Source organism: Streptococcus suis, from assembly GCF_029616525.1.
Taxonomy (GTDB): domain Bacteria; phylum Bacillota; class Bacilli; order Lactobacillales; family Streptococcaceae; genus Streptococcus; species Streptococcus suis_AF.
The window spans coordinates 46,599-61,457 of record NZ_JANFME010000008.1; the positions used below are offsets into that span (position 1 = coordinate 46,599).

At 39.4% G+C, this 14,859-nt stretch carries 15 protein-coding genes and 1 pseudogene; 15 read left to right on the forward strand and 1 reads right to left on the reverse strand.

Annotation, left to right across the window (positions count from 1 at the left end; all coding sequences use genetic code 11):
- Window positions 1–13 precede the first annotated feature (13 nt).
- From gtfA to NOL38_RS04940, 15 genes and pseudogenes are all read left to right on the forward strand, one after another.
- Complete coding sequence (gene gtfA, locus NOL38_RS04870; RefSeq protein ID WP_277941535.1) at window positions 14–1,462, forward strand: sucrose phosphorylase; 1,449 nt, start codon at window positions 14–16, stop codon at window positions 1,460–1,462.
- 72 nt (window positions 1,463–1,534) lie between these two features.
- The gene (locus NOL38_RS04875) at window positions 1,535–3,151 is read left to right on the forward strand and encodes a glycoside hydrolase family 13 protein (protein WP_277941536.1); all 1,617 of its coding nucleotides are present in this window, start codon (window positions 1,535–1,537) and stop codon (window positions 3,149–3,151) included.
- Window positions 3,152–3,230: 79 nt separating this feature from the next.
- Window positions 3,231–3,860, forward strand: coding sequence for a uracil phosphoribosyltransferase (gene upp / locus NOL38_RS04880; RefSeq protein WP_012027487.1), 630 nt, complete (start codon window positions 3,231–3,233; stop codon window positions 3,858–3,860).
- A gap of 107 nt (window positions 3,861–3,967) precedes the next feature.
- A pseudogene (locus NOL38_RS04885) lies at window positions 3,968–4,567 on the forward strand (ATP-dependent Clp protease proteolytic subunit); the annotation flags it as partial.
- Between the two features lie 126 nt (window positions 4,568–4,693).
- Window positions 4,694–4,960: a DUF2129 domain-containing protein gene (locus tag NOL38_RS04890; RefSeq protein ID WP_277941537.1), complete on the forward strand. Its 267-nt coding sequence runs from the start codon at window positions 4,694–4,696 to the stop codon at window positions 4,958–4,960.
- 137 nt (window positions 4,961–5,097) lie between these two features.
- On the forward strand, window positions 5,098–6,267 hold the full coding sequence (locus NOL38_RS04895; RefSeq protein ID WP_277941538.1) for an ABC transporter substrate-binding protein: 1,170 nt from the start codon (window positions 5,098–5,100) through the stop codon (window positions 6,265–6,267).
- Window positions 6,268–6,467: 200 nt separating this feature from the next.
- On the forward strand, window positions 6,468–7,355 hold the full coding sequence (locus tag NOL38_RS04900) for a branched-chain amino acid ABC transporter permease (protein WP_277941539.1): 888 nt from the start codon (window positions 6,468–6,470) through the stop codon (window positions 7,353–7,355).
- A 2-nt stretch (window positions 7,356–7,357) separates the two neighbouring features.
- On the forward strand, window positions 7,358–8,305 hold the full coding sequence (locus tag NOL38_RS04905; protein ID WP_002937293.1) for a branched-chain amino acid ABC transporter permease: 948 nt from the start codon (window positions 7,358–7,360) through the stop codon (window positions 8,303–8,305).
- Entirely contained in the window at window positions 8,305–9,069 is a 765-nt protein-coding gene (locus NOL38_RS04910) for an ABC transporter ATP-binding protein (RefSeq protein WP_277941540.1), read from the forward strand. The genes NOL38_RS04905 and NOL38_RS04910 overlap by 1 nt, the downstream gene beginning before the upstream one ends.
- Window positions 9,069–9,779 (forward strand): ABC transporter ATP-binding protein, encoded by a 711-nt coding sequence (locus tag NOL38_RS04915; RefSeq protein ID WP_002937288.1) that lies wholly within the window; start codon window positions 9,069–9,071, stop codon window positions 9,777–9,779. Before NOL38_RS04910 ends, NOL38_RS04915 begins: the two co-directional genes overlap by 1 nt.
- A gap of 400 nt (window positions 9,780–10,179) precedes the next feature.
- Window positions 10,180–10,464: a LapA family protein gene (locus NOL38_RS04920; RefSeq protein WP_277941541.1), complete on the forward strand. Its 285-nt coding sequence runs from the start codon at window positions 10,180–10,182 to the stop codon at window positions 10,462–10,464.
- 57 nt (window positions 10,465–10,521) lie between these two features.
- Window positions 10,522–10,887 carry a VOC family protein gene (locus NOL38_RS04925; protein ID WP_277941542.1) on the forward strand — a complete coding sequence of 122 codons (366 nt, stop codon included), beginning with the start codon at window positions 10,522–10,524 and terminating at the stop codon, window positions 10,885–10,887.
- 128 nt (window positions 10,888–11,015) lie between these two features.
- Window positions 11,016–11,672, forward strand: a complete 657-nt coding sequence (locus tag NOL38_RS04930; RefSeq protein ID WP_002935353.1) for a CBS domain-containing protein — start codon at window positions 11,016–11,018, stop codon at window positions 11,670–11,672.
- 93 nt (window positions 11,673–11,765) lie between these two features.
- Window positions 11,766–12,593, forward strand: coding sequence for a hypothetical protein (locus NOL38_RS04935; RefSeq protein WP_024386636.1), 828 nt, complete (start codon window positions 11,766–11,768; stop codon window positions 12,591–12,593).
- Window positions 12,594–12,598: 5 nt separating this feature from the next.
- Window positions 12,599–13,870 (forward strand): toxic anion resistance protein, encoded by a 1,272-nt coding sequence (locus NOL38_RS04940; protein WP_277941543.1) that lies wholly within the window; start codon window positions 12,599–12,601, stop codon window positions 13,868–13,870.
- A gap of 36 nt (window positions 13,871–13,906) precedes the next feature.
- Here the strand turns inward: NOL38_RS04940 and NOL38_RS04945 are convergent, their stop codons facing one another.
- Entirely contained in the window at window positions 13,907–14,773 is an 867-nt protein-coding gene (locus tag NOL38_RS04945) for a YitT family protein (protein ID WP_277941544.1), read from the reverse strand.
- Window positions 14,774–14,859: the final 86 nt, after the last annotated feature.

Below are 14,859 nucleotides of genomic sequence, written 5' to 3' on the forward strand. Positions count from 1 at the left end.
AAGGAGAATGTCGATGAAAATTAAAAACCAAGCTATGTTGATTACTTACTCAGACAGTTTGGGTAAGAATCTCAAGGATTTGAAAAAAGTTCTTGAGGGACCATTAAAGGATGTTGTGGGAGGTATCCATATTCTGCCGTTTTTCCCATCATCTGGGGATCGTGGGTTTGCACCAATGGATTATACAAAGGTGGACCCTGCATTTGGAGATTGGTCAGATATTGAAGTATTGAGTAAGGACTACTATCTGATGTTCGATTTTATGATCAATCATATTTCAGCCAAGTCACCGTATTTCCTTGATTTTCTTGAAAAGAAAGATGAATCAGCTTATGCGGATTTGTTTATTCGTTATAAAAACTTTTGGCCAAATGGTGAGCCAACGCAAGAAGATGTTGATTTGATCTATAAGCGTAAACCTCGCGCACCTTATCGAATTGCCAAATTTGCTGATGGTAGTGAAGAGAAGGTGTGGTGTACTTTTGATGAACAGCAGATTGACTTAGATGTGACAACGGAGACAACCCGTCGTTTTATCCAAGAAAATTTGGAACAGTTGGCTGAGCATGGTGCTTCGATCATTCGTTTGGATGCCTTTGCTTATGCCAATAAAAAAATAGGAACTAACTGTTTCTTTGTGGAGCCTGATATTTGGGAAATGCTCCATTTTCCACGTCAGTTATTGGCACCAAAAGATGTGGAAATCTTGCCTGAAATCCATGAACATTATACAATTCAGCAAAAAATTGCGGAACAAGATTATTATGTTTATGACTTTGCCTTGCCAATGCTGGTTCTCCACGCTTTGTATTCTGGTCATGTCAATCGCCTGGTTCACTGGATGGAGATTTGCCCTCGCAAGCAATTTACAACCCTAGATACACATGATGGAATCGGTGTTGTAGACGTTAAGGATTTGCTGACGGATGAGGAGACAGAGGAAACGCGTGAAGCCTTGTATGCACAAGGTGCAAATGTCAAGAAAATTTATAGTACAGAAGCCTATAATAATTTGGATATTTATCAGATTAACTGTACTTATTATTCTGCCCTTGGCAATAACGATCAAGCTTATCTGTTGGCGCGTGTTCTTCAATGTTTTGCACCAGGTATTCCACAGATTTACTACGTTGGTTTACTAGCAGGCGAAAATGATATTGAGCTTTTGGAATCAAGCAAGGAAGGCCGCAATATCAATCGCCATTACTATGATTTGGAAGAAATTGAGCAGGAAGTGCAACGGCCAGTTGTACAATCCTTGTTCAAACTCCTTAAATTCCGCAATACAAGTCCAGCTTTCGACGGAGAGTTCTCTGTTAAGATGTTGGATGAAACAAGTATGGAAATTTTCTGGAATAATCAAGATGCAGGGGTGTCTGCCCGTCTAACAGCAAATCTAAAAGAAAAATCCTTTGAAATTGTTGAAATAGAAGAGTGTAAAATGACCATAATTGAGTTATAATGTGATTATATAGAAATAGGGGGACTACCCTTTTTCTTGCCTAAATAAGATTGTGCAGAAAGGATCGATCAAATGTCAGGAATACAAAAGACAGATTGGTGGAAGAAGTCCGTTATTTACCAAATTTATCCTCGTAGTTTTCAAGATTCAAATGGAGATGGAGTAGGGGATATTCGAGGGATTATCAGCCGATTAGATTATCTCCATGAGCTTGGAATTGATGCTATTTGGCTCAGTCCTGTTTATCAGTCCCCCATGGATGACAATGGTTACGACATCAGTGATTACCAAGGAATTGCTCCAGAATTTGGGACCATGGAAGATATGGAAGAATTGATTGCAGAAGGCCATAAGCGCAATATCAAAATAATCATGGATTTAGTGCTCAATCATACCTCGGATGAACATTTCTGGTTTCAAGAAGCCCTCAAAGGACCAGATAATCCCTATTATGATTATTATGTTTGGGCTGATGAGCCGAATGAATTACGCTCGACCTTCTCAGGCTCTGCTTGGGAATACGTTCCACATCTGAACAAATACTACCTTCATCAATTCTCTGTTAAGCAACCGGATTTGAACTGGAAAAATCCTGCTCTGAAACAAGAAATCTGTGACATGATTAATTTTTGGATTGAAAAAGGTGTCGGCGGTTTCAGGCTAGATGTAATTGATTTGATTGGAAAAGAACCGGAAAAATTAATTACAGCCGATGGACCGACTCTCCATCCTCTTATTCAGGAATTAAATGAGAAAACCTTTGGTGCATACGACTTAGTGACTGTTGGGGAAACCTGGAGTGCCAATCCAGAAAATGCTCAGTTATATTCACATCCTGACAGAAAAGAATTTTCGATGATTTTCCAATTTGAACATGTCGGACTTGATCAGCAGGAAGGGGAAGAAAAGTGGGATTTGGCACCGCTTGACCCAGCCCGTTTGCATAAGGTTCTCTCCAAATGGCAAACTGAACTAGTTGGTAAAGGCTGGAACTCGCTTTTCTGGAATAACCACGATTTACCTCGTGCCATTTCTCGCTTCGGTGATGATAGACCTGCATTTCGTGAACTAAGTGGTAAAATGTTAGCTATTTATCTTCATTTTATGTCAGGGACACCTTATATCTACCAAGGTGAGGAAATTGGTATGATTAATACACCGATTACAGATATTAGCCAAGCGGACGATATCGAAACACGTCGCATGTATGCGGAACGGATTGAAAATGGCTTCACCAAGGAGGAATTGATTACTTCTATAAATGCCAAAGGTCGAGATAATGCTCGTCGTCCAATGCAATGGACAGAGGCAGAAGGAGCAGGCTTCAGTACAGGTCAAGCCTGGCTGGCTTTGGGAGATACTGTCAAAGACATCAACGTTGAAAAAGCACTTGCAGACAAACAATCGCTTTTCTATACCTATCAGAAATTAATTGCTCTTCGGAAAGAGTATCCTTGTATGTCTGAAGGAAAATATGAAGTGATGGAGACAGGAAATAGCTCGGTAATGGCCTACCGTAAATATGATGAACAGGACGATTTCATCATATTAGTAAACTTTTCAAGCCAGGAGCAGGCTTATACTATAGCTGTGGAAGAATATTCTATTTTCATGAACAATTATGAAAACAAAGAGGCGATTAATAAAGGGATGTTGCGACCTTACGAAGCTATCGTTTTCAAAAAATAAATAAATTTGCCATATTCTCAAGCATTTTTTCAATTTTTTTGGTAAAATAGAAAAAACAAAAAAGAGAGGTTTTATCATCATGGGGAAATTCCAAGTCATTTCACACCCACTCATTCAGCATAAGTTGTCTATCCTTCGTCGTACATCTACTTCAACAAAGGATTTTCGTGAGTTGGTTAATGAAATCGCGATGCTGATGGGTTACGAAGTTTTGCGTGACTTGCCACTTGAAGATGTGGAGATTGAAACGCCAATCACTAAAACAGTTCAGAAACAAATTGCAGGTAAAAAATTAGCTATCGTACCAATTCTTCGTGCAGGTGTTGGTATGGTTGATGGTTTGCTAAGCTTGGTCCCAGCAGCTAAAGTTGGTCACATCGGTATGTACCGCGATGAAGAAACCCTTCAACCCGTTGAGTATCTTGTGAAATTACCAGAAGATATTGATCAACGTCATATTTTTGTAGTTGACCCAATGCTTGCTACAGGTGGATCAGCTATTCTTGCAGTTGATTCATTGAAAAAACGTGGTGCTTCAAATATCAAATTTGTTGCTCTTGTTTCAGCTCCAGAAGGTGTAAAAGCTCTTCAAGATGCACATCCAGATATTGATATTTACACAGCAGCTTTGGATGAAAAACTCAATGAAAAAGGCTACATCGTACCAGGTTTGGGAGATGCAGGTGACCGCTTGTTTGGTACAAAATAATTAAGAAATCAGCTCTGCTGGTTTCTTTTTCATTTCCTTAAATCGTGTTTTTTATTTGACCAATTTTGACTATTCATATATAATGGGTACAGAAAACCTCGAAAAGGAGTAATTTTATGATTCCAGTAGTTATTGAACAAACTAGCCGTGGTGAGCGTTCTTATGATATTTACTCACGCCTTTTAAAAGACCGCATTATCATGTTGACAGGACCAGTTGAGGACAACATGGCAAACTCTATCATTGCACAATTGCTTTTCCTTGATGCCCAAGACCCTACAAAGGATATTTACCTCTATGTTAACACGCCAGGAGGATCGGTGTCAGCAGGTCTTGCCATTGTAGACACGATGAATTTCATTAAAGCTGATGTTCAAACCATCGTTATGGGAACAGCTGCGAGCATGGGAACCATCATTGCATCAAGCGGTGCCAAGGGCAAACGTTTCATGTTGCCAAATGCAGAGTACATGATTCACCAGCCAATGGGCGGAACAGGTGGTGGCACTCAGCAAACAGACATGGCTATTGCAGCAGAACACTTGCTTAAAACCCGTAACAAATTAGAAAAAATCTTGGCTGACAATTCAGGAAAAACAGTGAAACAAATCCACAAGGATGCAGAACGCGATTACTGGATGACAGCAGAAGAAACATTAGCTTACGGATTTATTGACCAAATTATGGACAATACGAAAGTGAAATAAGCAGTGACAAATATGTAATAGTACTGACTATTCCTATTAGCTCCAACTCTTTTACAGGTAGTTGGAGCTTTTCATTTATCATTGAAAACGGTATAATATAGAAAGAGAATTTTTAGAGGAGAAGACATGTTTGAGAAGAAAAATCGTACCTGCTTAACTGTCTATTTACACTACAATCGTGATGCACGGAAACTCAGTCAATATGGTGATATAATTTACCATTCCAAACGATTGCGTTATGTATCTGTATATATAAATCAAGAACAGCAAGAAGAGATAGTTGCAAAATTGAAGAAGGAAAAGTTTGTCAAAAAAGTAGTTCCTTCTTACATAAAAGAAATTGACCAAAATTTTGTGGGTAATTTGTGGCGAGAAGAAGAGACAACACTGTAAAGATATGAACAGGCTAACTGGCCTGTTTTTTCTCACTTTTCTTTTTTAAAAATTTTTTTCTTTTTTTGTTGACAATTTTCTGATAATTCAGTATATTAGATACATCGCAAAATTTAAGAAAGATTTAAGGAGTTTTCATGAAAACAAGAAAATTTGCAGTAGCGCTTGCTACATTTGCCTCTGCAGCTCTACTCGCTGCATGTGGTAATGTTTCGACAACCAATACTTCAGCCGCAGGTTCTTCTGTAGGTGATACATTTAAAATCGGCTACAACTTGGAGTTGTCAGGCGCTGTTTCATCTTATGGTCAAACAGAGGAAAAAGGTGCCAACCTTGCCGTGAAAGAAATCAATGCTGCGGGTGGCATTGACGGCAAAAAAATCGAAGTTATCACAAAAGACAACAAGTCTGAAACAGCAGAGGCAGCTACTGTTGCAACAAGCTTGGCAAGTGAAGGGGCAAACGTTGTGATTGGCCCAGCTACATCAGGTGCTTCAGCGGCATCTATTCCAGCATTGACATCTGCTGGTGTCCCTATGATTACTCCTTCAGGAACTCAAACAAACTTGGTTGTGAACGATAAAGGTGAGGTCCAAGAATACTTCTTCCGTACAACCTTTACAGATGGGTATCAAGGTCAAATTATGGCTAAATACGCTACTGAGAACTTGTCAGCTAAGAAAGTTGTTCTTTACTTTGACAACTCTTCTGATTATGGTAAGGGTGTAGCAGAGGCGTTCAAGAAAGCATACACAGGAGAAATCGTTTCTGAAATCACATTTGCATCTGGCGATAAAGATTTCCAAGCTGCTTTGACAAAATTGAAAGATAAGGAATTTGATGCTATCATCATGCCTGGTTACTACAATGAAACAGGTACAATTGTGAAGCAAGCTCGTGGACTTGGCTTGAATCAACCAATTCTTGGTTCAGATGGTTTTGACTCACCACAATTTACTGAATTGGCAACTGCATCAGCAGCATCAAATGTTTACTACCTTTCTGCATTTGTAACATCAGCAAGTGAAAAAGCAAAAGCATTCTATGATGCCTATGTGAAAGAATACAATGAAGAGCCATCAATGTTCTCAGCTCTAGCTTACGACTCAGTTTACATGGCAGCAGAAGCAGCAAAAGGTGCAGCTGATTCAGCAGCAGTGAAAGATAACCTTGCAGCTCTGAAAGACTTTGAAGGTGTGACTGGTACAATGTCTGTTGACAAAGAGCACAATGTCGTTAAATCAGTTTATGTTGTTGGTTTAACAAACGGAGAAGAATCATCTGTAGATACTATCTCTATTGACTAATAGTGGATGAAAAGAGGGGATTCCCTCTTTTTCACTTGTCAGAATGTATAGAATAGTATACATGCGGATATAAAATTTGGTTAAAATTTCTGTAATTTTAATGATTAAACTCTCTATCTAACTTGCTTATTTTCAGAAAATTTTGTATAATGTAACAATGCTATTGAGCTCGAAAAATATTTAGAAAGATTGGTGAACCTATGCTTCAACAACTTGTCAATGGTTTGATTCTTGGTTCTGTTTATGCCCTTTTGGCCCTTGGTTATACCATGGTGTACGGAATTATCAAACTCATTAACTTCGCCCATGGTGATTTGTATATGATGGGTGCTTTTATGGGGTACTTCCTATTAAATAATTTAACTTTTATTGCAGATGGTGGAATGCGTTTCTTTGTTGCTCTCATTTTAGCGATGGTAGGGACGGCTATTCTCGGTGTCGTTATAGAGTTTTTAGCCTATCGTCCTTTGCGTAATTCAACGCGTATAGCAGCTTTGATTACGGCTATCGGTGTATCCTTCTTCTTGGAATACACTATGATTAAATTCTTTACAGCAGACGTAAAAGCCTTTCCACAAGCCATCGAGGCTGTGACTTTTAACCTTGGTCCAGTTTCTGTTACCAATATCCAGTTGATTATTCTTGGTGTATCGCTTGTGTTAATGGTCGCTCTTCAATTAATTGTCAAACGTACAAAAATGGGGAAAGCCATGCGTGCGGTCTCTGTAGATAGCGATGCAGCTCAGCTTATGGGGATCAATGTAAACCGTACAATCAGCTTTACTTTTGCTCTTGGGTCAGCTCTTGCGGGTGCTGCGGGTGTTCTCCTAGGTCTCTACTACAACCAGATTGAGCCTTTGATGGGGATGACTCCAGGTTTGAAAGCCTTTGTAGCGGCAGTATTGGGCGGTATCGGTATTATTCCAGGTGCAGCACTTGGTGGATTTGTTATCGGTATTATTGAAACATTTACATATGTAATCGGTTTGGATACTTTCCGTGATGCGATTGTTTATGCTGTATTGATCATCATCCTCCTTGTTCGTCCAAGTGGTATTCTTGGTAAAAATGTGAAAGAGAAGGTGTAACCATGAAGCAAAATTTAAAAGTTAATGCGATTTGGTTGGCTATCTTATTGGCTGGTTTTGGACTTATTCAAGGTCTTGTATCAGCAGGGATTCTGAATTTTTACTACATCCAGATTGTTCAGCAAATCGGTATTCAAATTATCTTGGCAGTTGGTTTAAACTTGATTGTCGGTTTCTCAGGTCAATTTTCACTTGGTCATGCTGGTTTTATGGCTATTGGTGCTTATGCAGTAGGTATTCTTGGGAAAATGATGCCAACTTATGGTGGATTTGCTATCGCTTTGATTGTTGGGATGTTAATCTCAGGTGCAGTGGCTCTTTTAGTTGGTATTCCAACCCTTCGTTTGAAAGGTGACTACCTTGCAATTGCGACTCTCGGTGTTGCAGAGATTATTCGTATTTTAATTATCAATGGTGGTAGTGTAACGAATGGTGCAGCAGGCATTATGTCTATTCCACTCTTTACAAGCTGGCCTTTAGTTTATATTTTTGTAATCATCACAACCTTGGTGACAGTTAACTTTTTGCGCAGTCCGATGGGACGTGCTACAATTTCTGTTCGTGAGGATGAAATTGCGGCAGAATCTGTAGGTGTAAATCCAACATTTGTTAAGGTTTCAGCATTTGTATTTGGTGCAATGACGGCAGCCATTGCAGGTGGTCTCCATGCAGGATACGTTGGGACAATTGTTCCGAAAGACTTTGCCTTTATGACCTCCGTTAACGTTTTGATTATCATTGTATTGGGTGGTTTGGGCTCTATCACAGGTACCTTTGTAGCAGCCATTGTACTTGGTATTTTGAACGTATTCCTCAAGAGTTACTCTGATATTTCAATGATTATCTATTCATTAGCTCTTATTCTCTTGATGATTTTCCGTCCTGGAGGTCTTTTGGGAACTAAGGAATTCAGCGTAGCGGCTCTACTCAAGAAGAAGGAGGTTAAGTAATGGCATTACTTGAAGTAAAAGATTTAACCAAGAACTTCGGTGGCCTGACTGCCGTTGGTGACGTGACCATGGAACTTCATGAAGGGGAATTGGTTGGTCTTATCGGTCCAAATGGTGCTGGTAAAACGACTCTTTTCAACCTCTTAACAGGTGTTTATGAGCCAAGCGAGGGGACAATTTCTCTTGCAGGGACTATTTTGAACGGTAAAGCACCATCAAAAATTGCCTCCCTTGGTCTTGGTCGTACCTTCCAAAACATCCGTTTGTTTAAAAATATGACAGTTTTGGAGAATGTCTTGATTGGTCTTGGTAACCATGGTAAGGCAGAAGTCTTGGCAAGTTTCCTTCGCCTTCCTGCTTTCTACAAAAATGAAGAAGAATTAAAAAACAAAGCCATTGAGCTCTTGAAAATCTTTGATTTGGATGGCGATGCGGATACGCTGGCTAAGAACCTTCCTTACGGTCAACAACGTCGTTTGGAAATCGTTCGTGCCCTTGCGACCGAGCCAAAAATTCTTTTCTTAGATGAGCCAGCGGCTGGTATGAACCCACAGGAAACGGCAGAATTGACCCAACTCATCCGTAAAATTAAGGAAGAATTTGGTATCACTATCATCTTGATTGAGCACGATATGAGCTTGGTTATGGAAGTAACGGAACGTATTTATGTATTGGAATACGGTCGTTTGATTGCCCATGGTACACCAGAAGAAATTCGTAATAACAAGCGTGTAATTGAAGCCTACCTTGGAGGTGAAGCTTAATGGCAATGTTAGAAGTAAAAAATCTTTCCGTTAACTACGGTGTTATCGAAGCTGTTAAAGATGTTAGCTTTGAGGTTAATGAAGGTGAAGTTGTAACACTTATCGGCGCTAATGGTGCTGGTAAAACCTCTATCCTTCGTACTATTTCAGGACTTGTTCGTCCATCAGCTGGAACGATCTCTTTCCTTGGAAATGAGATTCAAAAAGTTCCTGCTCGTAAAATCGTTGCAGACGGTTTGTCACAAGTTCCAGAAGGTCGACATGTCTTTGCGGGCTTGACCGTTATGGAAAACTTGGAAATGGGTGCCTTCCTTCGCAACAATCGTGAAGAAAATCAAGCCAACTTGAAAAAAATCTTCGCACGCTTTCCACGTTTGGAAGAACGTAAGAACCAAGATGCTGCCACCCTTTCAGGTGGTGAGCAACAAATGCTTGCAATGGGACGTGCATTGATGAGCCAACCAAAACTTTTGCTCCTTGATGAGCCATCAATGGGGTTGGCTCCAATCTTCATTCAAGAAATTTTTGATATTATCCAAGATATCCAAAAACAAGGAACAACCGTTCTCTTGATTGAACAAAATGCCAACAAAGCTCTCGCGATTGCAGATCGTGGCTATGTTCTAGAAACAGGAAAAGTTGTCCTCTCAGGAACAGGAAAAGAACTCCTCGCCTCAGAAGAAGTCAAAAAAGCATATCTGGGTGGTTAAAACGTGGGTTACCCCACGTTTTAAGTTGGAGATGAGAAACGCCGGCAGGCGTTTTTCTTTATATCAAGGTCCGGGGGACCTTTTTAGGTTGGAAATAGTAAAACTCGCAACTTATGTTGCTGGTTTGTCCCCACCCTGACGGGTTGTTTTAGGTTGGAAATGAGAACCGCTGGTAAGCGGTTTTCTTTATAAGTGGGTTACCCCACGTTTTAAGTTGGAGATGAGAAACGCCGGCAGGCGTTTTTCGTTATTTTTAGGTTAGGCTTTTTTAATCGGGAAATTCGAAGTTGCGGTTGACAATCTTTTTGGTATAATATTTCTATTCTCCATCGTGGTGAGTTGACTTCCTTGCCATTCATACCTACATATGCTAGACTGTCATAGTAGAAAAGGAGATGGAATGAAACAGAAGTTATCGCTAATTGGTTTAGTGCTCATCATACTTTTGACGGTTGTTCTTTCATTGACAAATCGTCAGTTAGTTGTTGTCAATTATTTATTTGGACAATTTAGAATGCCCTTGATTTTGGTGATAATTGGCTCGCTATTGATTGGTATGTTCATTCAATACTTACTTGGATTGACTAAGAATTTGTCACTGAAAAGTGAGATTAAGAATTTGAAAAGAGAGTTGTCAGAGCTCCCAGTTCTGCAAAAGGAAGAACATTCTGATAAGATAAAATAGATTGAGTTAAATATGTGGAATTATTGATAGACCACATTGAAATGAAAAGGAGAAATCATGTTTACCAAAGAATTTGGATTGATGTTTTATGTGGATGATGTTGTTGCTGAAAAGGATTTTTGGTCTGCAGCTGGTTTTATGATTTTAAATGAAGCTGAGATGATGGGCTATGAGACTTTTGATATGAAGCCTCATCCTGAAGCTACAACGACTATCACAGTTTATGCAAATGAGTTTATTCGCCAAGTATCACCAGAAGTGATCGATATGAAGCCAAGTATCTTATTTGAAACAGACGATATCGAAGGTCTTCAAGAACGCATCGCTGGTTTGACGGATACTTGCAGTCCAGTCAATGCGGAACCTTTCCCAAACTTTAACTTTGCTAGCCCAAGTGGTCATTACTTTGCTGTAAAAGGGTAATAGAAGTATTTATATGTGTATCAATCAGCGGTTTTCTATCGCTGATTTTCATTTCTTTTCATTAAATATTGAAATCGTTTTCGGTTTTGTGGTATAATAAAGTATGATTTATCAAAGGAGGAAGTCCTATGTCTGTTAAAGATTTTATGACCCGTAAAGTTGTTTATATTTCGCCAGATACAACCATTGCACACGCTGCAGATATTATGCGTGAACAGGATTTACACCGTCTACCTGTTATTGAAAATGATAAGTTGGTTGGTTTGGTCACTGAGGGAACGATTGCAGAAGCTAGTCCATCGAAGGCAACTAGCCTATCTATTTACGAGATGAACTACCTTTTGAATAAGACTAAGGTCAAGGATGTGATGATTAAGAATGTTATCACAGTCTCAGGTTATGCTAGTCTTGAAGATGCTGCTTATCTCATGTATAAAAACAAAGTGGGGATTCTTCCAGTTGTTGACAACGGTCAACTATATGGGGTCATTACTGATCGTGATATTTTTGCAGCTTTTCTTCATGTCTCAGGTTATGGAGAAGAAGGAGTACGCGCTCGGTTCCTTGTTGAAAATAAGGCAGGGGAGTTAGAAAAAATTATTCGATTGGTGGCAGATAAGGATTATAATATTGTATCTACTGTGCAACTTGCTACCAAGTCTGGAAAAGTTGTCATCGAAGTGCAGATTGACGGAAAAGTTGATGTTGAAGAAGTTCGAACTCTTTTCGAGGGTGCAGGTATCCAAGTGGATAGCTTGGTTCCGACTGTTGCTAAAAACATTTAAAAACCGAGATTTCTCGGTTTTTTTCTTTAGCTATCATTCTAGTATTTTAGGGGAATGTGATATAATAAAGTATATCACATATGAGGAGGCTCTATGGGGCACAAATATAAAAAGTATAAGAAATATGGTAAAAATAATTCAGGACTTGTGGCCCTCCTTGTTTTATTGGCAATCGGTTTTGTCATGAGTTTCTGGTATATCTTATTGCCCATTGGCCTCTTAATTGGCTATTTTTACAAGAGAGAGGCTATCCAGCGTTTTTTGAATAGAGATTCTATAAAACGCTTGCAAGTATTAGCGCTATCTATTCGTTCGGGCTATGAAAAGCATCAAGAGCTCTTGGTGGAAAAGGGTGAGGATAAGGTTGTGTTACAGTTGCGAAACAGACTGTTAGGGCAATTATTTGAATTAGATCAGCTCTATCAAAAAGTTGGAAAATATCTGAATGGATATGAAAGTAAAGAAGTTGTAGATACCTTGCAACTAAAATATCATTTAAAACTGCCAGAAGCTAAAACAGAAAAAAATACTGACACACAGGTTTCTACTGGTGGTAATGCTGTGATGGATGAACAAGGCATGATAGCGGATTTAGCTCCTGAAATTCTAGAAACCTATTGTAATATTCAAAGAGACAATCTTGTTATTCTTGAAAAGCTGGAAAAGGCGACAGATAAGCGGGAAGAATTGACAGCTATCCATGAGGCCAATATGAATCGGTTTAACGATATTTTACAAGGTTATTTGAAAATCAAAAAATCACCGAAAGATTATTTTAACGCAGAAGAACGACTGGTGCAGGCAAAATCAGCCATGGAAATGTTTGATAAGGATTTGGATGATACCATCAAACAATTTAACGAAGCGGATATGAAAGATTTTGAAGTCAGTCTGCGTATGATGAAAAGAGAAGAGGAATAGAGAAGATGTCAGGATTTAATTTCGATATTGATCAGATTGCTAATAATAGTTTATCAACCAAAGATAAGACAACAGAGCTTATTCAAGCGACTCCGACTGGAGATAATTCAAAAGTGTCTTTCTTGGCACAGTTGACACCGGAACAACAAACAGGTATTCGTGCCAAGGCTCCCCAATTGGTGGATAATTTCTTAGCTAATCAAAATGCCCTCTTGGATTTTGGTAAGGAAGCGGTAGAAGAAGTCAATGCCACGGTCAATCACATTTTGTCAGAACAGAAGAAGATTGAAATTCCCCAGGTCGATGAGCTTTTGGCCAATACCAACCGTGAATTGAATGGTTTTGTGGCTAAGTATAAGGACATTTCCACAACTGCTGAATTAGAAAAGAAACCAGGTTTCTTCCAACGCCTGTTCAAGCAGACCAAAAATGATTTGCAGGAATTTTATTTTGATTCGCAGACCATTGAAAAGAAAATGGATAGCATGGCAGCCAGTGTGGTCAAGCAGGAAGAGGTGTTGGCGCGCAATATTGTTTCTGCAGAGCTTTTGATTGAAAATAATACCAAGTCTATCGAGAATTTGGTGGGGGTCATCGCCTTTATTGAAGCGACTGGTCAGGAAGTTGCAGAGCGTGCAAAATTGGCACAAGAAAACCTCGCAACTTTAGTACCGACTACAGTCGATTATCAAGTAGCTTCTGAGAAGTTAGCACGTGTAACAGAGGTTGCTAATATCCTCGAACAACAACATTCTGAGTATATGAGTCGCTTGTATGTCGCGTGGACAACGACACCGCAGATGCGTAATCTGGTCAAGGTTTCTTCGGATATGAAACAGCGCCTTGGGATGTTACGTCGCAATACTATTCCAACAATGAAATTGTCCATTGCACAGTTGGGCATCTTACAACAATCTATCAAGTCTAGCCAGACGGCAGATGCGATTGTCAATGCTAATAATGCTGCCCTTCAAATGCTTGCGGATACATCAAAAGAAGCCATTCCGATGATGGAACGCACAGCTCAGAATCCGACCCTTTCAGTAGCATCTGTTACCAAATTGGCAGAAAGTTTGGTTGCCCAAAATAATGGCATTATTGCAGCTATAGATGAAGGGCGTCAGAAACGTCGGGAGTTGGAAGCAGCTATTGTACGGTCAGCAGAGACTATCAATGATTCTGTTAAGCTACGCGATCAAAAAATCATTGCTGCTTTGCTGGAGCAAGGCAAAGAAGCACAGTCTGAGGCAGAGCAACCACTTGAAACCAATCAATAATATAAAACCTGCAGTTCAGCGAAACTGCAGGTTTGTTTAATGGCGTTCTATTGGTTTTTTATCTCGATCTAAAGTAAATCCCTCACCGAGTACTTCATGTGCGTCTGTAATGGTGATAAATGCGTGGGGGTCAATGCGGTGAATAAGCTCCTTCATCTCTTGGAGTTGGCTCTTATATATGACCGAGTAAATCATGTTGACATCGGCTTTGCTGTAGAAACCTTGTGCTTTGATAAAGGTGACACCACGCTCGATTTCACAATCAATAGCTTGAGCCAATTGGTCAGATTTTTGAGAAACAATCATAACACCCTTGCTACCATAGCCGCCCTCCGTGACAAAATCAATAACCTTGGAAGCAATAGCAACCATCATTAAAGTATATAGAACTGTTCGGAGGTCTTTAAAAACAATAACAATCAGAGTTAGGATGAGGATGTCAACTGCAAGAATGATTTGTCCAATGGAGTAAGGTAGGAATTTATGACCTATACGAGCAATAATATCGCTTCCCCCAGTCGTTCCGCCAGCACGGAAGATGGTTCCTAATCCTAGTCCCATAAGAATCCCACCAAGGATACTAACGAGTATCAAATCTTGTTGTAGATTGATTGAAAAATGGATTTTTTCAAAAATGGCCAACCAAAAGGTAACGCTAAAGGTTCCTAAGATATTGAGATAGAGAGTCTTCTTTCCGAGTATTTTCCACCCGAGGATGAATAATGGAATATTAATCACAATGTTCATTATCCAAGGTTGAATATGAAAAAGGTAGTAAATAATCAGCGTCAATCCAGTTGCACCACCCTCGAATAGACGATTGGGCATGATTAAATAATTTAGCCCAAAGGCAAATAGCCCTGCACCAAGCAAAATAAGTAAAATATTTTTCAAACGAACCATAAGCATCTCCGAATATGTGTATATATCAATTTTAAAAGATTTTCTCCTTAAAAACAAGTCAATTTTCAAGTGATTTTTTGACTAAT